Consider the following 22,465-nt stretch of genomic DNA (forward strand, 5'->3'; position numbering starts at 1 on the left):
TGGCAACCATAAATGCGCAGACAAGATGGAATGGTAGTATGTTTGCATGGGCATCGGTGCGAAGAGACCTAGTAGATTATTTTGACAACAGATTTTTAACCGATGACACACTTAATTGAACACTCCCGCTGAAGCCGCAGTTAACTCTGCCTATAAAGAATAATTATGGAAAATATTATTAACATATTTCATTATTGTATCTATTTAATAGATTGTAAACTACACTTTCTTTCTAATAAAATAAACCCTTTTCTGCTTCTATATAAAATTCCATATTTTAAAAGAAAGGCTAAAGAAAATGGAGAAAGTTTTTTAGATGTTTATAACGATACATATATTAATAAAGAGTTTGGTTTAAGTCTATTCTTTTCAGCCGGAATAACAGGAGGAGTTATTTTTATTCTTATGATAGGACTTTTTAAACTCACAACATATATATTTAGATTTGAGATTCTTTTGAATTCTGTAATTTATATTTTATTTGGAGTGATTACTTATTTGCTATGTTATTTCCTTATCTTCATAAAAGATAAATATCTTGTGTATTTTAAAAAATATGAAAATTGGTCGCATTCAGAAAGAAGAAAATACATTGTTTATAGTATTCTATTCACTATAATATCTATTTGTTTTTTCTTTGTAAGTTTACTTTTTTTAAATCATTAATACCATTATTAAAAAATTTGGATATGAAAAACCCACTATTGTCTTTTTTTATTTTAGTAACATTTATGGCTTGTAGTCAAAATTCTTTAGAAAAATTTAGCTCCGCAAAAGGTTATTCGTTTAGATATTCTATGGAAGATTGGAAGGTAGAAGAGAATGAATCTCAGACTTTTGTTTTTAATAAACAGAAGAAAAGTTCTAATTTTAATCCAAACTTAAATGTTTTAATTCAAGATTTACCCAATCAATCTATGCCTATGTCATTAGAAGATTACCATCTTCTAACATTAAATCAAATAAAAAATGCCCTAGGAGAAAATTCCATACAAAGCAATAAAAATATTAAAATATCAGAAATTGCGGCAAAGGAGATTGTTTACACTATGCCACCAAATTTTAATAATAACAATCAACCTAAATTAAAGTTAAAACAAGTATATTTTATAAAAAATGATAAGGCATATTTAATTACCTATACAGCCGAAATGAATGAATTTTCCAATTTTATAACTTCAGCCAATGAAGTTTTTGAATCTTTTAAGGTAAAATGATATAGAAATATAATTAAAAAACACTCTACCTCAAAATGGTAGAGTGTTATCCGGCACAAGAATATCTCCATTATCAGCAAGTGAATAAAAACCTTCACTAGTGATTATTAGGTGATCCACTAAATCAATAGAGAACAATCTCCCTGCAATTTTAATTTTTTCGGTCAAGGTTCTATCTGGCTTTGAACTTGTAAGGTTTCCACTAGGATGGTTATGGCATAAAATTAGCCCACAAGCATTCGTTTTCAATGCAAGTTGGAATATTTCTTTCGTATGTACAATAACGCTAGAAGAATCACCCATACCAATTTGAGAAAAACCCAAAACTCGGTTACTTTTGGTAAGTAATAGAACCCAAAAATATTCTTTATAATCTACTAGGTCATAGTCAATGAGTTTGGATAAAACAGTATGGGCATCACAGGAATTTTTTATCACCGGCATCGTATCAAAGAGGGGACGTTTATACACAATCCCAATTTCATACATTTTTTTCGAATCTCTCTTTTTCGCTTCCATAACATTTCGCTTTTAATAGATTCCAAAAGATTCAGCGAGATTGCGAGCTACCGTTTCAAAAGCAAACCAACTATACCAGTTCATTAAATCTCCTTGGGGCTTTAGGATAACACCATACAATTCTTCATATTCATAACGAAGTGATTCAATCTCTTCATAGTGGTCCATAAAGAATTCGTGGGTATCACAGTAATAAATAAGAATGCTAATCATTCCACTGATGCATCCATACTGCATTAAATCATTAAAGAAATCAGATTGGACAGTAAATCAATAAAATATGAAAACCAATTCACCTGTCCCCTTCCAACTTCAAACTGAACTTCCCACTTTTAAACTTCCCACTTTCTATTTCGCATTTCCCATTTCATATTTCGCACTTCCATTTCCCAATTATCCTATCTTTGCCCCACTAAACAATAAGATGGCTTCCACCCTACTTTCATCCCCTTTACAGGGTTTTACAGATTTCAGGTTTCGAAATGCTTTTAATAAGTATTTTGGTGGGATTGATACGTTCTATTCGCCATACATTAGGCTCAACGGAAAACTTACAATTAAGCAATCCTATCAAAACGATATCTTACCCGAAAACAACACTACCTTAGAGGTGATTCCGCAAATAATCACCAACGATGCAGATGAATTTGTATTTGTTGCCAAATACGTGCAAAGTTTAGGGTATAAAGAATTGAATTGGAATTTAGGTTGCCCCTACCCTATGGTCGCTAAATCTGGAATGGGCTCCGGCCTAATCTGCAATCCGAATAGAATTAACGACGTTTTACACAAAGCACACAACGAAACAGATATTTTGGTTTCCATGAAAATGAGAATGGGCTATGAAAACCCTGAAGAAATCCTCGATGCTTTTCCTATTTTAGATAACTATCCGCTTAAAAACATTGCTATTCACGCCAGAATTGGAAAGCAACTCTACAAAGGCCCGGTAGATCTGGATGCTTTTGAAAAATGCATCGGCAGTACCAGACACAAGTTGTACTATAATGGAGATATTACCAGCGTTGCTGCTTTTAAGGCCATTGAAGAACGCTTCCCAAGTATTGATCATTTTATGATTGGCCGCGGCTTAATTGCCGATCCGTTTTTACCGAGCATGATCAAAAATAAAACTACGGAATATCCCGAAAACAGATGGGCTATTTTTTCAGAATTTCACGACACCATTTACCAGCAATACGACGAATACTTGTCAGGACCAACCCCTATAAAAATGAAAATGCTGGGTTTTTGGGAGTTCTTTTCGCAGGCAACATCAAATCCGCAAAAGGCATACAAAGCCATTAAGAAAGCTTCAAATCCTATAAAATACAAACAGGCGGTTGCTCAAATTTTAAATGCGGAAATGAGACATTCACAATAGCGTTCTAAAAAAATGTATCCTTTTCATCATTTGTAAGTCTACTCTATGAATTTTAAAAACTTAAAGTATGAATACGTGTAAATGTACCAATTGCGATTGCACCAGATGTAATTGCACAGACTGCTCAAAGAATAACTGTCCCTGCGGAAAATGTGAATGCAATAAATGCAGTTGCTGTTAAATTAAATAAAGGTTGGCACAAAAGCCAACCTTTGTTCTATTTTAATAAAGTTAAGCTCTAATTATGGAAACACAAAAAATATGGAAGCAGTTTAATGAAGAGCTCTATTTTTTCATCCTTAAAAAGGTAAAAAATGAAGCCGCTACTAACGATATTTTTCAGAATACGTTCCTGAAAATCCATAAAAACCTACATCAGCTTAAAGAAGAAGAGAAAATGAAAGCTTGGGTTTTTCAGATTGCGCGAAACGAGATTGCCAATTTCTTCAAACAGGAATCTCTTTATATAACTGAAGTAGGTAAACATACGGAAGCCCTTGAAGAAGAATATCAAAACATTTGTTGCTTTGATAGGTTTATAAACAATCTGCCCCCTATTTATAGAGAACCTATCGAATTGGTTTATCTAAAAGGAAAAAAACAACATGAAGTTGCGACAATACTGCATGTCAGTCACGCAAATGTGAAAGCAAGAATACGGCGGGCAAAGGCTATTCTAAAGAAAAACTTCAACGAATGCTGCAAATATGAATTTGACAAAAACGGCAGTTTGATTGGGGAGCCTAATTGCTCCCAATGCACTACTACTGCCTCAGAAATTTCAAACTAATTCACAAACTCACACATTCACAAATTCACATACTCACATACTCACATACTAACCACCTAACTCAAAGCCTAAAGCATACAGCTTAAAGCAATCCAATTAATAACTATCTTTATTAAGAAGGGTGCCACAGCTACTATCCCTTTCATCTATATACTCTAAATTTCAAAGCCAACAAAAGTAGATTGTGCTAAAGCTATTTTGTGATATTGTTGAAATTTTGTGTCATCAAAAACCACCATATACCAGCCTCCTATTTGGGCTTTCTGGAAAGAATAATTAACAGGAGGTTGTTAGCGTAAATTCTGTAACTTCACATAGCTTCTAAGCGTCCATTAGTAACGAGGGAAAGCATTATTAATATTCTTAAAAAAGCAAAAATGAGCGAGCTGCCGGATGATTATTTAGACAACCACTATATACACAGAAGTAATTGGTTAAGAGCGGCCGTACTTGGCGCCAATGACGGTATTCTTTCTACTGCAAGTCTTGCGATAGGAATTGCTGCTGCCAGCGATTTAAGAGAACCTATTATTCTGGCTACCCTTGCAGGTTTGGTTGCGGGAGCTTTATCAATGGCAGCTGGTGAATACGTTTCAGTCAGTTCTCAAACAGATGTGGAAAAGGCTGATATTGAAAGAGAAATTATAGAACTAAGAGAAATGCCCGAACTTGAATTACAACGTTTGGCAGAGATTTATGAAAAGAGAGGGCTTAAAAAAGAGACCGCTTTAACAGTTGCCAAAGAATTAACAGAGCACGATGTGCTAGCAGCTCATGTGAGAGATGAGTAGGGGATTAATGAAATAAGTCAAGCAAAACCGATTCAGGCCGCCTTTGCTTCGGGCTCAGCATTTACTTTTGGGGGAGTACTTCCATTGATTGTTGCGTTATTTCTACCTCTTCAGAATATGGAATATTATTTATATGGATTTGCCATTGCATTCCTAATTGTTCTAGGTGCAGTAGCTGCCAAAACAGGTGGTTCAAGTATTGGGAAAGCCATTATAAGAATTACATTTTGGGGAACGGTGGCTATGGGCTTAACAGCTTTGGTGGGTTATTTATTTGGAACAACCTTGTAAGTAAGCTCCTCACCGGCGCTGGCATCCCAACCGTATCCCCCCGGACTGCTAGTCTCCAAACTGTGACGGACGAGCGAGACCTCTCGCTAGCATAGCCTAATTCGACCGTAAGAACGATTGTTTCTAAAGGCCCAACAAGCATCCTTCCCCAACTGGACTTTTAATGTTTTTGTTGCTAGGATTGTGCTATTATCTTCATCTTATTCTGAGCCATTCCATTAAGAATGAACAAATTATATTGCTTCTATTTTTCCTCGTCCAATCATTTATTTGAAATAATTTCGTAAATTATTCCAATATTACTCTCCTCTCCTTAATTTTTCTTTAACCAACTAATGTTTAAAAGCCATGACAACCTTGATCCATGACCCACAGATCCAACAAATTATAAACCCACCAAACACTTCCCGCTTTTGGGAAAATGACCTTAAAAGATTTGAGAGCGGCGATGTTTCGCTCGATAGGCACACGGCTGGTGAAAACACCATTCGGGCGTTTCAGCGGTTGCTTATCTTTTTGGGCTATTCCACATCTTCTTCGGGTGCGTTTTCCATTGATGGAGATTTTGGCCGTGGCACCAACAGAGCTTTGGCACAGTTTGAATTTGAACACAGCCTTTCAAAACCAGGTTTTCCCACAAAAACATTGACCTATGAATGTAATTGGCGCAATGCGCGCACAGAAATAAATGTGATTCCCGATGTGCTTTTAACAATGCCAACGTTGGAAAAAATGCTGGAAGCTGCAAAAGAAGCCATCGCAAAAAATGAAATAAACTGCGGCGATTTTGATGAAGCTATATTTCAGCTTAACGCGCTTTATAATAATGATTTGCTGGATTGCCGAAAAATAAACGAGCGATACGGTACCGCTGCAGAAAAAGCTTCGCAAAATTTAAAGGATTCAAAAAACATCATCATACATCCTGAATGGATTTTATCAATCATCCGGCAGGAATCTGCAGGTGTGGTACGGCCAAGATTTGAGCAGCATTTTTTAACAAAATTTTCAAAACAAGAACCACAAACAGATCTCTCTGAGCTGCGCTTCCGCTCCATGAGTTTTGGGCTTGGGCAAATTATGGGCTTTAATTATAGTAGCATTGGAGCTAACTCCGCCAAGGAACTTTATACCGCCCCACTGGAAAAACAAATTACATCCATTGCTCGGTTTTTAACCCTGAGATCCAGCGTACGCAACGTGGTGAGCAAAACAAACCCAACTGCAGACGACTTTAAGGTTGTGGCGAAATACTACAATGGCTCCGGCTATGCAACCCACCATTACGATGAAAGTTTAGGACGATGGTTCCGGGAATTTAAGTTGTTGCGCGGTTGATTCAATTTAAAAGTTTACTGTTCATTGCCATCATCATTCGTATCTTTGAAAAAAAAATCAATCAGTTATGCGCATCCTTCCAATAATCGGTTTCCTGCTAATTTTAAGCTCCTGCAAGCAAGAAGAAAAACAATTGACCGCTCAACAGATTATTGATAAAACCATTGAAAATGCCGGTGGCGAAAAATATGATGCTGCAACAATAAAATTTACTTTCCGCGACACTAAATACGGCAGCTACAGAAAGAAAGGCAACTTCGAACTTACCCGAACTATTACGGATTCTTTGGGAGAAACGAATGATGTGCTAACCAATTTCGGCTTTGAGCGCTTTGCCAATGGCACCAAACTTATTCTACCCGATTCCACTGCAAGCAAATATGCCAATTCGCTTAACTCTGTGCATTACTTTGTGCACTTGCCATACGGTTTAAATGAGGCTGCGGTTAACAAGGAATTGTTGGGTGAAGCCGAGATTGACGGCAAGAAATACTATGAAATTGAAGTGACTTTTGCGCAGGATGGCGGCGGTACAGATCACGAAGATGTTTATATGTACTGGATAGCGCAAGAGGATTTTACTGTAGATTATTTCGCCTATAAATTTTATACAGGCAAAGGCGGCATCCGTTTTAGAAAGGCTTATAACCCAACGATGGTAAACGGACTGCGATTTGTGGATTACGAAAATTACAAAGTACAACCTTGGGAAACCGTAGATCTACAAACTGTAGACGAGCTATACACGGCCGGAAAACTCGAGTTGCTTTCTGATATTAAAACCGAAAATGTTTCAGTAGAAATTTCTGGGAATAAATAATTCCTAATTCACAAAAAACACAGCATTAGCCAAAAACAGTTTCCCATTCTGCCAAAACGAACGAAAGGAAACATCATCTACCATATAAATCACACTGCCACTCCCCTTTTTTGCTTGTGCAAAAACAATAGAGTTTTTTAGGGCCGCCTTAGCCGTTTCACCCGAAAAACCTGAAACGCTTTCTGCTTCTCCATTTATATAACCCACATTATACCCATCACTCAGAAATTTATAGGAATCGCTACCTAGTTTTAAACTGTAGTAAGTATCGCCATAACCAAACGCAAGCGGATGGGTATTGTCTAGCGAAATCTTATAAATACTTCCAGTTATGAAATCTTTGGTGCTTTCCAGTTCGCGTTGTGCATAAGGCACCATATTTCCTAATGTATCTTTCTCCTTTTCGGTTTTTTTATCAATATTGCTTAACAAATCAAAGCCTTCCTTTTCTTCAAAAATACCAACGGCATTGCCAATTGCAATCACATTTCCGCCTTTATTAATCCATTCTTCCAGAGTTTTAAAAGCAGCTTCGTCTAAAATAGATTTGTAATTTCCGTCGGGCAAAACAAGCACATCATAATCGCTCCACTCAATTTTGCCGATATCATCTGTATTAATAGAAGTAATGGGATACTTCAATTGTGTTTCAAAAAAGTGCCAAAGCGCACCATAACTTAAAGAAGAAGTTCCCTCACCCTGCAGCATTGCTACTTTTATGTTTTTAATTAAATGCACATATTGTGAACCGAAATCAGTCAATTTATCTGCAAAACTTGTAGGTGAAGCATACAACTGCCGTCCCAGTTGATTTGCTATTTCGATGACCTTTTTGTCAAAATCAGGTGTGGTTTTATTATCGCTGCGTGTAATAATCAAACTACCGCGACCAAAACTGTTGCCGCCAAAGCCCAGTTCGTTTTCAGAAAAACGAACTTTTATATCATTTTGCAATAATGCTGAAAGAAATTCAGCATCCTTCAAGCTGTTCCATTTGGCAATATAGCCCGCCGCTGCAGGAGAAGGAACATTGGAAACTGTATTGCTCGGTGCATTTCCGTTTGCAGGAACCAAAGTTACACTAGCCACAGCGTCCAGCCCAAATGCATAAGGCAAACTCCAAGCAGTAATATCATACGTTAGCGGCGTTGAGAGCGAGGCATTTGGTTCAAAAAGTACTTGTACCATCTTTCCTTTTGGCTGGTTGGTGCTCACCACCAAAGCGCCTTTGGTATCTATAGAACCTTTTTTGATATCGTTATAATTGAAGCCCTTTACCATTCCACCATTGGCATAACCATACTTTATATCGTGTTTGTCCAAAAGCTGGGTAAGCTCCTGTATCTTGTCGGGATTCCCGTTCAGGACAAAGCTTTTATATTTTAAATTATCATTGCTAAAGAATTTTTTGAATTCAGAATTCATAGAAGCTGCTTGTTGCGAAGCCACTTCAATAGTGGAAAGTCCTGAGGTAGTGTGGTGTGCCACTCTGTCCACTAGCGTTAATTCAATTTCTTCGTCATTAATTATTCCCAAGCCTGCCATTCCGTGGCCAGCTTGCTCATAGGTCATCCCGATGGCACCCATAAATAGCGGATAGGTATCGCCATAGCTTGGGTACAAAAGATCGAAACTTTCACGGGTAAAGAACAGCCACCCATTTTCGTCAAAATATTTAGCGTTATTTTTTCCTATTGTATTTTGAAATTCACGCTGAAAAGGAGTGATTATTTCGTGAAATGGTTCCGCCGCAGGTGCAAAATAGTATGGGTTGTTAATGTATTGCTCGTGAAAATCTACGTGTATCTGCGGCATCCACTGGTTGTATATTTTTAGGCGCTGTTGGGTTTCCACTTGACTCGCCCACATCCAGTCGCGATTCAAATCGAACAAATAATGGTTTGGGCGTCCGCCAGGCCAAGGCTCGTTGTGTTCTATGGCATCGCGCGAAGAATTATAAGGTGAAGCTTTCATTTGGTTATACCAGTTTACATAGCGATCGCGACCATCAGGATTAACATTGGGATCCATAATTATCACGGTGTTTTTCAACCAATCTGAATGTTCAGTAATAAGTTTATAAGCAGTATTCATAGCCGCCTCACTGCTGCTGGCCTCATTACCGTGGACGTTATAGCTGAGCCAAACGATTGCCTTTTCTGGAGAGGAAGCGCCTTCCAAAATGCCGATATTTTTTAAATTATCGGTGCGTATCTTTTCGAGATTACCAATATTTTCTTCGGAAGAAATAACTGCATACGTTAGCCTTCTTCTTTCGTTGGTTTTTCCATAATCGAAATATTTTACCTTTCCACTATTTTCAGCTATGTGTTCAAAATAGGCAACAACATCAGCATGGCGGGAGAATTCTGTGCCGATTTCATACCCCAAAAACTCTGATGGGGATTTCAGTTGGGCTAATATAAACAGAGGAAAAAACAGTGCTAAAAAAGTAAAATGGCGCTTCATTTGTAGAAATTTAAAATGTGCGATAAAACTAAGTAAAGATTTTGAAATATTGTTGGGGATTTTTAGCCACGAATGCACGAATAATTATTCTATTTGCCAGTTATGAATTTTTAATCACATAGTTAAGAATACTAAAATGTATCAAACAAAAAAATTCGTGAATTCGTGGTAAACCTTTCCCTCGAAAAATGTGATTACCCAATTCTCAAGTCCCAGAAAGGACTGAAATGTTTTTCTATCTTGATTTCTATAAATATTTTGAATCCACCGGATATCCAAAAAACATTCGTGAATTCGTGGCCAAGCCATACCGAGTTTCAAGATTAACGTATCTTTAAACCTACAGCCCATTTAAAACGGTTATTTTTGTTTGAATTTTTCCAAAGAATCTATGCCAGCCCATTACATTCCTTATAAAAACACAGGTTATTTTTCTAAATTAATATGCGATTATCTCACTGAAGATGAATCATTAAAAACCTTTTACAATCGCTTTCCAAACCTGGAAAATTTCAAACACCAATTAACGGAAAAGCAGAAGAACTTTACGGATGAAAAAAGGCATTTGCTTGCAAAACGGCTAATGCTTCAATATGGCGATAATTCGCTGTCGCAATCTACTTTGAGCAATATTGATTTGCTTCGCGAACACAATACCTTTACAATAACTACAGGGCATCAGCTCAATCTTTTTACAGGTCCTTTATATTTTTTATACAAAATATTTTCAGCAATCAACCTAGCTGAACAATTAAACCAAAAATATCCAACCAACCATTTTGTGCCAGTTTATTGGATGGCAACGGAAGATCACGATTTTGAGGAAATAAATTATTTCAACCTCTTCGGCAAAAAAGTGAAATGGAACAGGGAAGCCTCTGGCGCTGTTGGCGAACTTTCCACGAAAGGTTTAAAGGAGGTGAAAGAACTACTGAAAAAGGAATTTGGCGAAAGCGAAAACGCCAAAAAGCTGGTTTCTTATTTTAAAGATGCTTATACCAAACACGACAACCTCGCTGATGCTACACGGTTTTTAGCGAATTGTCTTTTCTACCATCACGGTTTGGTAATTATTGACGGAAATGATAAAGAATTAAAAAAATGTTTTATTCCTTTCGCAGAAAAGGAGCTGACCGAAAACCTCAGCTTTAAAAAAGTTTCGGAAACAACTGAGAAGCTAACACATTTGGGTTTTTCGGAACAAGTACATCCGCGGGAAATAAATCTTTTCTATTTAAAGGAAAATCTTAGGGAACGCATTATTGAAAAAGATGGGCGGTTTTATGTAAATGAAACTGACCTCTCTTTTTCGAAAGAAGAAATTTTAAATGAACTTCACGATAATCCAGAGCGCTTTTCACCCAATGCTTTGCTGCGGCCGCTTTACCAAGAAGTTATTTTGCCCAACCTCTGTTACATTGGCGGTGGCGGTGAGCTGGCTTATTGGTTTCAGTTGAAGGATTATTTCAATAAAGTGGAAGTCCCCTTCCCTATTTTGTTGCTTCGCAATTCGGTGCTTTTGGTTTCAAAAATGCTTTCGGAAAAACTACAAAAACTGAATATTGAAATTGATGATCTCTTCCTTCCGCAGCACGAATTGATAACAAAACACACACGGGAGATTTCAAAAATAGACATAGACTTTTCGCAGCAAAAAGAATTCCTGAAACAACAGTTCAAAGATTTATATGAATTGGCAAAACAAACCGACGCTTCGTTTTTGGGTGCCGTTGGCGCACAGGAAAAGAAACAATTGAACGGTTTGGACAATCTTGAAAAGCGACTGCTGAAAGCACAAAAAAGGAACCTTTCCGAAGAACTGGATCGCGTAAAAGATATTCAAAATCAATTGTTCCCAAACCAAAGTTTGCAGGAACGGCAGCTTAATTTTTCTGAGCTTTATTTGGAATATGGTGAAGGATTGCTGGATACACTTAAAGAGAATTTACAGCCGTTGAATGTTAATTTTACTATTATGGAGCTTGAATAAAACCTAACAGGTTTCAAAAACCTATTAGGTTTAAGAATAACAATAGAGTAAAAAAACAAAAACATTCGTGTATTCGTGGCAAAAAAAAGCCATCACATATAGTTCTAAAATAAAAAACAATAGACAAATATCATTAACTTTGAAAAAAGCACATAAAATGGACATCAAAACTTCAAAAATAGAATTGGTAAAAATGATACTTAATATTGAAAACGATACTTTTATAAATAAAGTAACTGAATTTATAAATAATGAGAAATCTGACTTTTGGAATGATTTAAGCTTAGAAGAACAAGCTGAAATAAAAAAAGGTATTGAGCAGCTGAACCGAGGCGATGGTAAATCATATAAAGAAGTTCTTAAAAGAATTTCATAATGGAAGTTATTCTATCGCCACAAGCGGAAAATAAACTTGAAAAAATTACTGAATATCTTTTATCTGAATGGGGAAATAAAGTAAAAAAAGATTTTTTATCCAAACTCACTTCTAAAATCGAGCAGATTTCATTACAACCAGAAAGTTGCCCAAAATCAAAAGAACTTGGTGGTATTTATAAATGCGTAGTTACCAAACAAAATACTTTTTATTATCGAATAAATTCTCAAAATAACGTACTTGAAGTTATCACATTTTTTGACACACGCCCAAATCCAAATAAACTTAAAAAACATTTGAGATAACAAAAATATTCGTGCATTCGTGTCAAAAATCCATTGTTGAAAACCCACAAAAAAATTCACCTGTAACCCATTTCGGAACTTAACTATTTAAAGTATTTTTGCCTATGCAAAACAACGTCCTCATTTTAGATTTTGGTTCGCAGTACACCCAATTGATCGCGAGACGCGTGCGGGAACTGAACATTTACTGCGAAATTCACCCTTACCATCACATTCCAGAAAACTTGGAGCCTTTTAAGGCCGTAATACTTTCGGGTAGTCCGTTTTCCGTTCGCGCGGAAGACGCGCCACATCCCGATCTTTCACAGATTCGTGGACACAAACCCCTTTTGGCGGTTTGTTACGGAGCTCAATATTTAGCACATTTTAGTGGTGGTAGCGTGGAGCCTTCAAACATCCGTGAGTACGGAAGGGCAAAACTTTCAATGATAAAATCTGGGGAAGATTTCTTTAAAGATATTCCCGAAAATACAAATGTGTGGATGAGCCATAGCGATACCATTGCGCAACTTCCCGAAAACGGAGTTCGTTTGGCAAGCACGGTTGATGTGGTAAATGCGGCTTACAGAATTGAAGGTGAAGAAACCTACGCAATCCAATTTCACCCAGAAGTATATCACACAACCCACGGGAAGCAGTTGCTTGAAAATTTCCTTGTTAATATTGCCGAAGTTCCACAAACTTGGACACCTGCTGCTTTTGTGGAAACTACGGTTGAAACTATGAAAGAGCAGATTGGCGATGGCAAAGTGGTACTTGGTTTAAGTGGTGGTGTTGATAGCACAGTTGCTGCAATTCTTCTGAATAAAGCCATCGGCAAAAACCTATACTGTATTTTCGTGAATAACGGTTTGCTTAGAAAAGATGAATTTGAAAGCGTGCTTCACCAATATAAAGATATGGGGCTGAATGTAAAAGGTGTTGATGCTTCCGAACGCTTTTTGGAAGCCTTAAAAAATGAAAGCGATCCTGAAAGGAAACGCAAAGCCATCGGCAACGCGTTTATAGAGGTTTTTGATGATGAAGCGCACCAATTAACTGGTGTGGATTGGTTGGCACAGGGAACGATTTATCCTGATGTAATAGAAAGTGTTTCGGTAAATGGACCTTCGGTAACTATAAAAAGTCATCACAATGTTGGCGGTTTACCAGATTTTATGAAGTTGAAAATTGTGGAACCATTGCGCATGCTATTTAAAGATGAAGTACGACGCGTAGGTAAAGAAATGGGCATAGATTCCGAGTTATTGGGCAGACACCCCTTCCCTGGCCCAGGTTTGGCTATTCGAATTTTGGGTGATATTACGGCTGAAAAAGTTCGTATATTACAAGAGGTTGACGCTATCTTTATCAACGGTTTGAAAAAGTGGGATCTTTACGATAAAGTGTGGCAGGCAGGAGCAATACTTTTGCCAGTAAATAGCGTGGGTGTAATGGGTGACGAAAGAACGTATGAAAAAGTAGTTGCTTTGCGCGCCGTGGAATCTACAGACGGAATGACCGCAGATTGGGTGAACCTTCCCTATGAATTTTTACAGGAAGTAAGCAACCATATAATAAACCGCGTTAAAGGCGTTAATAGAGTAGTCTATGACATCAGCTCAAAACCGCCAGCTACCATTGAGTGGGAATAAGGTTTCGATAGTAATTTCATCATTGCTACGCATGTTGAAATTCACTCAACCACCTTGGCCCAATGTTTTTTTAAATTGAAATCGAGACTATGTTTAGCAAATCTAAAAAATTGATTATCTCTATGTTGAAGTGTTTAATATACGTTTCGGTAACCTTTCTATTTATGGTTAGCTGTGGTTCTGCAGCGCAGCAACAGTACAAAAGTCATTCGGTTGAAAAAGGGGAAACGGTATATAGCATTGCAAAGCAATACAACATTTCCGAAGAAACTATTTACAACTTAAATCCCGATTCCAGAAATGAGCTGAAGGTGAACAGCGTTTTGATAATCCCTTCCAATAGCGCAATTAGCTCTGGAACCAACAAAAACGACTACCGCGATCACAGGGTAAAAAAGAAGGAAACCCTCTACGGAATTGCACAACTTTACAATGTAAGCGCAGACGATATTAAAAAACTGAATAAAGAGTTGTATTCCCGTGGCTTGAGAAAAGGAGAGCGATTACTGATCCCAGCCTCCATTGTCAATCAAAATAGTAGCTCCACTTCAGGAAGTACATTACCCGGAACGCAGCAGTATACTGTTAAGCCGAAAGAAACGAAGTTTGGAATTGCCAGAAAATTCGGTATTTCATTAACTGAATTAGAAGTTTTAAACCCAGATTTGGGAGAAGGGTTAAAAGTTGGCTCAACTATTATTGTTCCAGACCAATCAGTAATCGAAAGTGCTGAAATAGACGAGGAAAACTTTCAGTATTACGAAGTGAAGCCAAAAGAAGGTTTTTACAGATTAAAAATAAAATTCGGTCTTTCCGAAGAAGAAATAATTGCATTGAATCCGTATGCAAAAGATGGCTTGAAGGAAGGAATGATTCTGAAATTGCCCAAGGAAGAAGCAACAATTTCGCAAGATGATATTTCAGTAATAAATCTTGAAAACCGCATTGACAATAAGAAAATGAAAACGGTAGCGCTAATGCTTCCGTTCCGTTTGATGCGAACTGCCGACTCTACCCAAAACGATCAAGAGTCGCTTAAAAAAGACCCAACGCTTCGTGTTGCTTTAGATTTTTATAGTGGTGCATTGATGGCTGCAGAATTTGCAAAAGACAAAGGCATTTCGGTAACAATGAATGTTTACGACACCGAAAAGAGCGATAGTAAAGTAGCTTCCATCATTTCAAAAAGTGAATTCAAAAACGTGGATGCCGTAATTGGTCCGTTGCTTCAAAAAAATGTGGAAAAAGCTTCAGAAATGTTGAGGAGTGAAAAGATTCCTGTCTTTTCGCCATTAAGCAATAGAGATATGGCGATGAACGACAATCTTTTCCAAACCCTTCCTACTGATGCCGTGCTTCAAAAAACAATGATCCGTTATTTAAGACAGCACAGTTCTGGCAAAAACATCATTATAATTTCAGATACAAAAAGAGCTAAACAGCGGGAAATGATCCAGGCCGCTATTCCAACCGCTAAAACGGTTTCCCCTCGCGGAAGCGGTTATGTGAGTGCTAATGATATTTCAGCGGTAGCAGATGGAACATCAGAAAATTGGGTTATTCTTGAATCTGATAACCCTGTTTTGGTGAGCAGCGCCGTGAATGTACTTGCAGCAATGCCAAGCAATTATAAAATTCGGTTGTTCACTTTGAATAGAAATGAAGCCTATGAATGGCACGAAGTGTCGAGCACCCGTTTGGCAAAATTGAACTTTACCTTCCCTTCCGTAAATAAAAATATTGCTGAAGACGACCCCAACCCATTTTTAATAAGCTATAAAAATAAATACGGCGTGCTTCCAAACAGATACGCCATTCGCGGGTTTGATGTAACCTATGATGTTTTGTTGCGTTTGGCTTCCGAAAAAGATATTTATGACGCCATTTTGCCAGAAAGCGAAACGGTTTATATTGAAAATAAATTTCGATATGAAAAATCAAATACAGAAGGCTACTGTAATGAAGCTGCTTATATTTTGAAATATAACGACGACCTTAAATTTGAAATAGTAGAATGAGCACCGCCAAAGTAACTTACCTAGGAAAACTACGCAGCGAAAACGAGCATTTGAAATCTGGCAACAAATTTATAACCGATGCCCCAACCGACAATAATGGTAAAGGTGAAGCATTTTCGCCAACAGACACGGTAGCCACAGGACTTGCAAATTGTATGATTACCATGATGGGAATCAAGGCTCGCGATATGGACGTGAATATGGATGGCACTACAGCGATGGTTACTAAAATAATGGCTGCAGACCCGCGCCGGATTTCAAAGATTGAAATCGTTTTAAATTTTCCTGCAGGTATAGATGTTAAAGCGAGAAAAATATTGGAAAATACCGCGCGAACGTGTCCTGTTAACTATAGTCTCCATCCCGATATTGAAAAAGTGATTACGTTTAATTGGGGATAATACCTCCAAAAAAAGAGAGCAGTTTTCAGTTGCAGTTGGCATTAAAAGTGAATACACTCAAATAAAAGGTACTATTTTTGATTGCACGCCACTATGAAATTACTTTTCACTTTTATATTCTCCCTTTTACTTTTCCCGCAGCACAATGCTGAAAAAATTCTATGGAAGGAAAATCAAAAACTTTCGTGGGAGGATTTCCGCGGTAAACCTTTGCGAAGCGCAAGTTTTGTAGCAAGCACGAATACTGGCATCAGTTTTCAGTATTCCTACTCCATGAAAAACGGAGACATGAAAGTGGAATATTCCGTTGAAAGCTTTTTCAATCCTGAGGGTTCGTGGTATTTAAAGGAAAGAGTTACAAACTATATTTTAAAACACGAGCAAGCACATTTTGATATTTCGGAATTGCACGCAAGAATGCTTCAGAAAAACCTAGCGGGAAAGAAATTCTCAAAAAATATTAAATCTGAAATCGAGGGCATCTACAAGCAAGTGGAACAAAAAAGAAGGGCAATGCAGACTAAATTTGACTCAGAGAGCGATCATTCCAGAAACGAAGCGAAAGAAGCTTTTTGGCAGAAATATATAGCCCAACAACTCGCCGAATATGAATCTTGGAAGTAAACCAGACCCAAACCACTTAGTGGAACTCGCAAACTACAAAATGCCCTTCGGAAAATACGAAGGCTATTATTTGGCAAACATCCCTGAATATTACTTTGTGTGGTTCAAACAAAAAGGCTTCCCCGAAGGAAAACTGGGCAGGATGATGGCTGAAATGTTTGAGTTGAAACTTAATGGGCTTGAAGGTTTAGTTCAAAAGCTAATTAAGAAGTAGCTGAAAGCTGTAGGCTGTAGGCTTTAAGCTTTAGGCTGTAGGCTCTAAGCTTTAAACATTTAAACACATAAACTTATAAACATTTAAACACCTAAACTCATAAACCATAAATTTGAAAAAACTAATAAGCTACATCTGGCCAACCACCCGCCGTTTTTCTTCGGAAATAAATGGAACGCTTGAAGTAACCTATATTAATGGCAAAAAAGTTTTGGATACCGAAAATGCGAATTACTCCTACGGTTCGCTTCAAAAGATTTTGGAGATTGGCTTAACAAAAGTTGATTTAAAGTCGGTTGAAAACCTACTGCTTTTAGGAATGGGCGGCGGAAGTGTTATAAATTCCTTGAAAAAAATGGGTTTTTACGAAGTGATTTTTGCAGTTGAACTAGACCCAGAGATTATCAAAATCGCAAAGAATGAATTTAATATTAAAGAAGCTGGAAATTTAATAATCATTCAAGCAAACGCAGCAAAGTATGTTAAAAACTGTGCTGAAAAATTTCAACTTATAATTATTGATCTTTTCATCGACATCAAAGTACCTACTATTTTTTATGGAAAAGAATTCTGTGAAAATGTTTCAAACCTTTTGGATAGTGACGGTTCAATAATTTTTAACGTAGGTATAAACCTTGAAAAGAAACCTGATACAGTTCAAACAATAATATCACATTTCGGCAATGATTTTGAGTTTCAAGTTTTACCGAAAGTTAATAGGACGAATACTTTGCTTATTGGAAAGAAATTGAAGTAATGAACTAATTTTCCAAGCTTCAATTAACAGCTAACATTTAACCATTAACTTTTCCTCCTTTCCACAATAAAAATGTACTTTTGCATCCCGTATAGACATTTCAGTAAAGGCACTCATGAACACTACAAAATACATCTTCGTTACGGGCGGGGTTTCATCATCTTTAGGAAAAGGAATTATAGCGGCATCGCTGGCTAAGCTATTGCAAGCCAGAGGATATCGGGTTACAATCCAAAAATTGGATCCATATATAAATGTAGATCCGGGAACCTTAAATCCATACGAGCACGGCGAGTGCTACGTAACCAATGATGGCGCCGAAACCGATCTTGATTTGGGCCACTACGAGCGTTTTCTGAACGTAAATACTTCACAAGCAAATAACGTTACCACAGGTCGCATTTATCAAAGCGTGATTGAAAAAGAACGCCGTGGCGAGTTTTTAGGGAAAACCGTACAGGTTGTTCCTCACATTACAAACGAAATTAAAGAACGCGTACAATTGCTAGGAAACACGGGTGAGTACGATATAATAATCACTGAAATTGGCGGTACCGTGGGCGATATTGAATCGTTACCCTACATTGAAGCAGTCCGCCAAATGAAGTGGGAAATGGGCGATGACAATGCTTTAGTAATACACTTAACCCTCGTACCCTATCTTTCAGCTGCCGGCGAACTTAAAACAAAACCTACACAGCACTCCGTGAAAACTTTGATGGAAAGCGGAATACGCGCAGATATTTTGGTTTGTAGAACGGAACACGAACTTTCCAATGATTTACGAAAAAAACTTGCACTTTTCTGCAACGTGAAACAAGAGGCGGTTATTCAATCCATTGATGCATCCACAATTTACGATGTGCCAAATATGATGCTGGAAGAAGGTTTAGATACCGTTACACTTCAGAAATTAAACCTGAAGAATTCAAAAAAGCCAGATCTAAAACAGTGGAACAAATTTCTTCAAAGACATAAAAATCCGAAGGGAGAAGTTCATATTGGTTTGATTGGAAAATACGTGGAATTGCAGGACAGCTACAAATCCATACTTGAATCTTTCATACACGCAGGTGCTGAAAATGAAGTAAAGGTAAAAGTAGAATTCATTCATTCCGAACATATAAATGCTAAAACCATAGGCAAAAAGTTATCAAAACTCGATGGAATTTTAGTAGCTCCCGGTTTTGGTGAGCGTGGTATTGAAGGGAAGGTTGCTGCAGTAAAATACGCTCGTGAAAACAACTTACCGTTTTTAGGAATTTGCTTGGGAATGCAAATGGCCGTTATAGAATTTGCACGAAACGTACTGAAACTAAAAGATGCCAACAGCACCGAAATGGATTCGCAAACCAAAAACCCCGTAATAAGTATTATGGAGGATCAAAAAAACATAACCGATATGGGCGGTACCATGCGTTTAGGCTCTTGGAAGTGTGATTTGAAAAAAGGAAGCATCGCCAACAAAGTTTACAAAACTGAAAGTATTGAAGAACGTCATCGCCACAGATATGAGTTTAACAATGCTTACCGCGAACAATTTGAGGCTGCAGGTTTAATGGCAACGGGCATAAACCCAAATACGGGATTGGTTGAGATTATTGAAATACCAGAACATCCTTGGTTTGTTGGGGTTCAATATCACCCCGAGTATAAAAGTACTGTTGCCAATCCACATCCACTTTTTGTGGCTTTCGTAAAAGCCGTGCACGAACACGCTTCTAAAAAGAAATAGGACAATTTGACGCAATTCTGAAAGAGGCGGGATTATTGCCCTGCCACATAAAAATTAACGATAACATACTTTTGAAACAGTTCAAAAGAAGAAATAAAAGATGGAACAAAAGAAATTCGACTTAAACTCACTCGTAGGTTTTTTATTAATCGGTGGAATCCTAATATGGATGCTGTATCTCAACAAACCCTCCGAAGAAGAACTTCAAGCTGAAAAAGCAAAAACCGAAGCCGCCGCAAAACAAGAGGCAGAAGCTGAAAAAGGAAAGCAGGACATAACACTTGCACAAGCAACCGCTGATACAATGGATGCCGTAAAACCTGGTGATTCATTGGCTTTTGAACAATTGAAAAACAAACTTGGTTCTTTTGCATATTCGGGAACACTTCCTTCGGCAACAGAAGAAACAACGGTTTTTGAAAACGATGTGCTTTATTTGAAAGTAAGTAATAAAGGCGGTTACATAACCGAAGCGCTTCTTAAGAATTTCCACAAATATGATTCTGTTCCTATTTATTTAATAAAAGACGGTAACGCTTCATTAAATCTTCAGTTTTCAGCAGAAAACAGAACCTTAAATACACAAGATTTATATTTTGAACCTACGTTGAGCCAAAATGGTGATGACCAAGTGCTCTCCATGAAGCTGAAAACTTCAGAAAACGGGTTTATTGAATACCGCTATACACTCCATCCTGGCGAATATATGATGGATTTTAGCATCAATAGCCAAGGCTTGGACGGTGTTATCAATACTTCGCAGCCAATGTATCTTGATTGGCAATTGAAAGGATATCGCCACGCAAAAAGTATTTCATATGAAAATCGCTACTCGCGCTTGACGTATGAATACGATGATGAAAAACACTCAAAACTTTCTCCTTCGGGCGAAGATGAAGAACTGGAAAAAGACGTTACTTGGATGAACTTCCGCCAGCATTTCTTCAGCTCTATGTTGCTTACAGACACTCCATTTAAAGAAGTGAAACTTACTTCTGTAGATTTGGTGAAAGACGAAGAAATAGATACAACCTTTACCAAACAATACGGAGCAAAAATACTTTTGGAGCCAAAGAATGGTGCGTTGGCGTACGACATGAATATGTATTACGGGCCGTCTGACTATCAGATTTTCAAAAAATACGGTCGCAATCTTGATGAGGCAATGCCATTGGGATGGGGAATTTTTGGGGTGATAAATAAATACATCATCATTCCATTGTTTGCATTTTTAACTGACTTTTTACCTGCTGGAATTGCCATTATTGTTTTAACAATTCTTATAAAGCTAATGCTTTCGCCAGTTCAATACAAACAGTATTTGGCGCAAGCAAAAATGAAGGTCTTGAAACCAGAACTGGACGAAATTAAAGAAAAGCACAAAGGCAACAGCCTGAAAATACAACAAGAAACCATGAAAGTGCAAAACTCTGCCGGCGCCAGTCCGCTGAAGGGTTGTTTGCCAGCTTTACTGCAGATTCCGGTGTTTTATGCGCTCTTTACGTTTTTCCCTTCGGCGTTTGATTTAAGGCAGAAAAGTTTCCTATGGGCAGACGATCTTTCCAGTTATGATACGATTGCGGAATTACCTTTCCACATTCCGTTCTATGGAGACCACGTGAGCTTGTTCCCTATTTTGGCTTCCATCGCCATCTTTGTTTATATGATGATGACAATGGGCCAAAGCATGCAACAAACCCAACAACCGGGAATGCCAAACATGAAATTTCTTATGTATCTTTCTCCGCTGTTTATGTTGGTGTTCTTCAACAATTACGCGAGTGGACTTTCGCTTTATTATTTCATTTCAAACTTAATTACTATCGGAATTATGCTTGTGATAAAAAACTTCATTATTGATGAAGATAAGGTTCACGCTAAAATTCAGATAAAAAAAGCAAAGCCTAAAAAGCAAAACAAGTTTCAGCGCAAAATGGCTGAAATGATGGAACAGGCTGAACAGCAGAAAAAAGTGGGGAAAAAATAAAATTTTTATAAGCGCTGGAAGTTTCTTGAACTATTCCAGCGCTTAAAATAGAATGCGAATCCGAACGTTTACTTTTGAAGTAAGTTAATACTTCTGAAATGATAAAAATTGCTTTCATCTTCTTTTTAGTTACAAGCCTCTGCTCCGTTAGTGTTTTTTCACAAAGTGAAATAAACCAAACAGATGCGCAGGGAAAGCGACATGGCATTTGGAAAAAAACATTTGATGGAACCAATCAACTTCGGTACGAAGGTACTTTTGAGCACGGGAAGGAAGTGGGCGAGTTTAAATTTTATTGTGAAGATTGCAAGAGTCAGCCTATGGTTACTAAAATCTTCAACAGTAAAGACAATAGTGCAGAAGTAAAATATTTCACAGTAAAAGGGAAGTTGGTTAGCGAAGGAAAAATGCAGGACAAAGACCGCATTGGTGAATGGGTCTATTATCACGAAAAGTCTAAAAACGTAATGACACGCGAAAATTACGTAAATGGAAAGCTGGACGGAAAATTGATTACCTACTACCCCAACGGAAAAACCACTCAAGAAACCACCTATAAAAACGGTATAAAAGAAGGAGAAGATAATTACTACTCACCCGATGGCGTACTGCTTAAAAAATTACTTTACACCAATAATGAGCTTCAAGGTCCTGCAACATATTATGACGCTTATGGGAAGGTGGTGATTGAAGGGTTTTATAAAGAAGGTAAAAAACACGGACTTTGGAAATACTACAAAGACGAAAAAGTTATTTTAGAAGAAACCTACCCAAAAAAAGATAATTAATAAGTCTTTCGGGTAAG

Annotated in this window: 19 protein-coding genes and 2 pseudogenes; 18 read left to right on the forward strand and 3 right to left on the reverse strand. The window is 37.5% G+C overall.

Features of this window, described 5'->3' with window-relative positions; translation table 11 throughout:
• Positions 1–689: 689 nt before the first annotated feature.
• A complete protein-coding gene (locus tag ESV24_RS13375; RefSeq protein ID WP_146743183.1) occupies positions 690–1,217 on the forward strand; it encodes a hypothetical protein in 528 nt (175 codons plus the stop codon).
• Positions 1,218–1,247: 30 nt separating this feature from the next.
• Here ESV24_RS13375 and ESV24_RS13380 read toward each other — a convergent pair whose 3' ends face one another.
• Positions 1,248–1,736, reverse strand: a complete 489-nt coding sequence (locus ESV24_RS13380) for a JAB domain-containing protein (protein ID WP_111816884.1) — start codon at positions 1,734–1,736, stop codon at positions 1,248–1,250.
• A 12-nt stretch (positions 1,737–1,748) separates the two neighbouring features.
• Positions 1,749–1,985, reverse strand: a pseudogene (locus ESV24_RS13385) (DUF7222 domain-containing protein); the annotation flags it as partial.
• Positions 1,986–2,160: 175 nt separating this feature from the next.
• Between ESV24_RS13385 and ESV24_RS13390 the strand changes: the two are divergent.
• The 5 genes and pseudogenes from ESV24_RS13390 (at position 2,161) to ESV24_RS13410 (ending at position 7,150) form a co-directional block, all read left to right on the forward strand.
• Positions 2,161–3,120, forward strand: a complete 960-nt coding sequence (locus tag ESV24_RS13390) for a tRNA dihydrouridine synthase (RefSeq protein ID WP_111816941.1) — start codon at positions 2,161–2,163, stop codon at positions 3,118–3,120.
• A gap of 244 nt (positions 3,121–3,364) precedes the next feature.
• Positions 3,365–3,910 carry a sigma-70 family RNA polymerase sigma factor gene (locus ESV24_RS13395; RefSeq protein ID WP_111816886.1) on the forward strand — a complete coding sequence of 182 codons (546 nt, stop codon included), beginning with the start codon at positions 3,365–3,367 and terminating at the stop codon, positions 3,908–3,910.
• Between the two features lie 377 nt (positions 3,911–4,287).
• Positions 4,288–4,992 (forward strand): annotated as a pseudogene (locus ESV24_RS13400) (VIT1/CCC1 transporter family protein).
• Between the two features lie 348 nt (positions 4,993–5,340).
• Positions 5,341–6,330, forward strand: a complete 990-nt coding sequence (locus ESV24_RS13405) for an N-acetylmuramidase domain-containing protein (RefSeq protein WP_111816887.1) — start codon at positions 5,341–5,343, stop codon at positions 6,328–6,330.
• A 67-nt stretch (positions 6,331–6,397) separates the two neighbouring features.
• On the forward strand, positions 6,398–7,150 hold the full coding sequence (locus ESV24_RS13410) for a DUF6503 family protein (RefSeq protein ID WP_111816888.1): 753 nt from the start codon (positions 6,398–6,400) through the stop codon (positions 7,148–7,150).
• Between the two features lie 3 nt (positions 7,151–7,153).
• Here ESV24_RS13410 and ESV24_RS13415 read toward each other — a convergent pair whose 3' ends face one another.
• Positions 7,154–9,619: a M14 family metallopeptidase gene (locus tag ESV24_RS13415; protein WP_111816889.1), complete on the reverse strand. Its 2,466-nt coding sequence runs from the start codon at positions 9,617–9,619 to the stop codon at positions 7,154–7,156.
• Between the two features lie 391 nt (positions 9,620–10,010).
• On the opposite strand from ESV24_RS13415, the gene bshC reads away from it, so the two are divergent.
• From bshC to ESV24_RS13475, 12 genes are all read left to right on the forward strand, one after another.
• Entirely contained in the window at positions 10,011–11,609 is a 1,599-nt protein-coding gene (gene bshC, locus ESV24_RS13420; protein WP_111816891.1) for a bacillithiol biosynthesis cysteine-adding enzyme BshC, read from the forward strand.
• A gap of 139 nt (positions 11,610–11,748) precedes the next feature.
• Entirely contained in the window at positions 11,749–11,985 is a 237-nt protein-coding gene (locus ESV24_RS13425) for a hypothetical protein (RefSeq protein WP_249041585.1), read from the forward strand.
• Complete coding sequence (locus ESV24_RS13430) at positions 11,985–12,290, forward strand: type II toxin-antitoxin system RelE/ParE family toxin (RefSeq protein WP_111816893.1); 306 nt, start codon at positions 11,985–11,987, stop codon at positions 12,288–12,290. The genes ESV24_RS13425 and ESV24_RS13430 overlap by 1 nt, the downstream gene beginning before the upstream one ends.
• Before the next feature lie 104 nt (positions 12,291–12,394).
• Entirely contained in the window at positions 12,395–13,924 is a 1,530-nt protein-coding gene (gene guaA / locus ESV24_RS13435; RefSeq protein ID WP_111816894.1) for a glutamine-hydrolyzing GMP synthase, read from the forward strand.
• A gap of 122 nt (positions 13,925–14,046) precedes the next feature.
• Positions 14,047–15,942, forward strand: coding sequence for a LysM peptidoglycan-binding domain-containing protein (locus tag ESV24_RS13440; RefSeq protein WP_160110631.1), 1,896 nt, complete (start codon positions 14,047–14,049; stop codon positions 15,940–15,942).
• Positions 15,939–16,343 (forward strand): OsmC family protein, encoded by a 405-nt coding sequence (locus tag ESV24_RS13445; protein ID WP_111816896.1) that lies wholly within the window; start codon positions 15,939–15,941, stop codon positions 16,341–16,343. The genes ESV24_RS13440 and ESV24_RS13445 overlap by 4 nt, the downstream gene beginning before the upstream one ends.
• A gap of 93 nt (positions 16,344–16,436) precedes the next feature.
• A complete protein-coding gene (locus tag ESV24_RS13450) occupies positions 16,437–16,967 on the forward strand; it encodes a DUF922 domain-containing protein (protein ID WP_111816897.1) in 531 nt (176 codons plus the stop codon).
• Positions 16,951–17,181: a DUF3820 family protein gene (locus ESV24_RS13455; RefSeq protein ID WP_111816898.1), complete on the forward strand. Its 231-nt coding sequence runs from the start codon at positions 16,951–16,953 to the stop codon at positions 17,179–17,181. Before ESV24_RS13450 ends, ESV24_RS13455 begins: the two co-directional genes overlap by 17 nt.
• 112 nt (positions 17,182–17,293) lie before the next feature.
• On the forward strand, positions 17,294–17,938 hold the full coding sequence (locus ESV24_RS13460; protein WP_111816899.1) for a fused MFS/spermidine synthase: 645 nt from the start codon (positions 17,294–17,296) through the stop codon (positions 17,936–17,938).
• A 115-nt stretch (positions 17,939–18,053) separates the two neighbouring features.
• Entirely contained in the window at positions 18,054–19,673 is a 1,620-nt protein-coding gene (gene pyrG / locus ESV24_RS13465; protein ID WP_111816900.1) for a CTP synthase, read from the forward strand.
• A gap of 100 nt (positions 19,674–19,773) precedes the next feature.
• Entirely contained in the window at positions 19,774–21,660 is a 1,887-nt protein-coding gene (gene yidC, locus ESV24_RS13470; RefSeq protein WP_111816901.1) for a membrane protein insertase YidC, read from the forward strand.
• A 98-nt stretch (positions 21,661–21,758) separates the two neighbouring features.
• Complete coding sequence (locus tag ESV24_RS13475; RefSeq protein ID WP_111816902.1) at positions 21,759–22,448, forward strand: toxin-antitoxin system YwqK family antitoxin; 690 nt, start codon at positions 21,759–21,761, stop codon at positions 22,446–22,448.
• Positions 22,449–22,465 lie beyond the last annotated feature (17 nt).

Origin of the sequence: Aequorivita lipolytica, from assembly GCF_007997135.1 — a bacterium.
GTDB lineage: Bacteria > Bacteroidota > Bacteroidia > Flavobacteriales > Flavobacteriaceae > Aequorivita > Aequorivita lipolytica.

Excerpts from the sequence above, each read along its gene's own strand:
- ESV24_RS13375 (WP_146743183.1), top strand. The coding sequence starts at position 690 with ATGAAAAACCCACTATTGTCTTTTTTTATTTTAGTAACATTTATGGCT.
- ESV24_RS13380 (WP_111816884.1), bottom strand. The coding sequence starts at position 1,736 with ATGGAAGCGAAAAAGAGAGATTCGAAAAAAATGTATGAAATTGGGATT.
- ESV24_RS13390 (WP_111816941.1), top strand. The coding sequence starts at position 2,161 with ATGGCTTCCACCCTACTTTCATCCCCTTTACAGGGTTTTACAGATTTC.
- ESV24_RS13395 (WP_111816886.1), top strand. The coding sequence starts at position 3,365 with ATGGAAACACAAAAAATATGGAAGCAGTTTAATGAAGAGCTCTATTTT.
- ESV24_RS13405 (WP_111816887.1), top strand. The coding sequence starts at position 5,341 with ATGACAACCTTGATCCATGACCCACAGATCCAACAAATTATAAACCCA.
- ESV24_RS13410 (WP_111816888.1), top strand. The coding sequence starts at position 6,398 with ATGCGCATCCTTCCAATAATCGGTTTCCTGCTAATTTTAAGCTCCTGC.
- ESV24_RS13415 (WP_111816889.1), bottom strand. The coding sequence starts at position 9,619 with ATGAAGCGCCATTTTACTTTTTTAGCACTGTTTTTTCCTCTGTTTATA.
- bshC (WP_111816891.1), top strand. The coding sequence starts at position 10,011 with ATGCCAGCCCATTACATTCCTTATAAAAACACAGGTTATTTTTCTAAA.
- ESV24_RS13430 (WP_111816893.1), top strand. The coding sequence starts at position 11,985 with ATGGAAGTTATTCTATCGCCACAAGCGGAAAATAAACTTGAAAAAATT.
- guaA (WP_111816894.1), top strand. The coding sequence starts at position 12,395 with ATGCAAAACAACGTCCTCATTTTAGATTTTGGTTCGCAGTACACCCAA.
- ESV24_RS13440 (WP_160110631.1), top strand. The coding sequence starts at position 14,047 with ATGTTGAAGTGTTTAATATACGTTTCGGTAACCTTTCTATTTATGGTT.
- ESV24_RS13445 (WP_111816896.1), top strand. The coding sequence starts at position 15,939 with ATGAGCACCGCCAAAGTAACTTACCTAGGAAAACTACGCAGCGAAAAC.
- ESV24_RS13450 (WP_111816897.1), top strand. The coding sequence starts at position 16,437 with ATGAAATTACTTTTCACTTTTATATTCTCCCTTTTACTTTTCCCGCAG.
- ESV24_RS13455 (WP_111816898.1), top strand. The coding sequence starts at position 16,951 with ATGAATCTTGGAAGTAAACCAGACCCAAACCACTTAGTGGAACTCGCA.
- pyrG (WP_111816900.1), top strand. The coding sequence starts at position 18,054 with ATGAACACTACAAAATACATCTTCGTTACGGGCGGGGTTTCATCATCT.
- yidC (WP_111816901.1), top strand. The coding sequence starts at position 19,774 with ATGGAACAAAAGAAATTCGACTTAAACTCACTCGTAGGTTTTTTATTA.
- ESV24_RS13475 (WP_111816902.1), top strand. The coding sequence starts at position 21,759 with ATGATAAAAATTGCTTTCATCTTCTTTTTAGTTACAAGCCTCTGCTCC.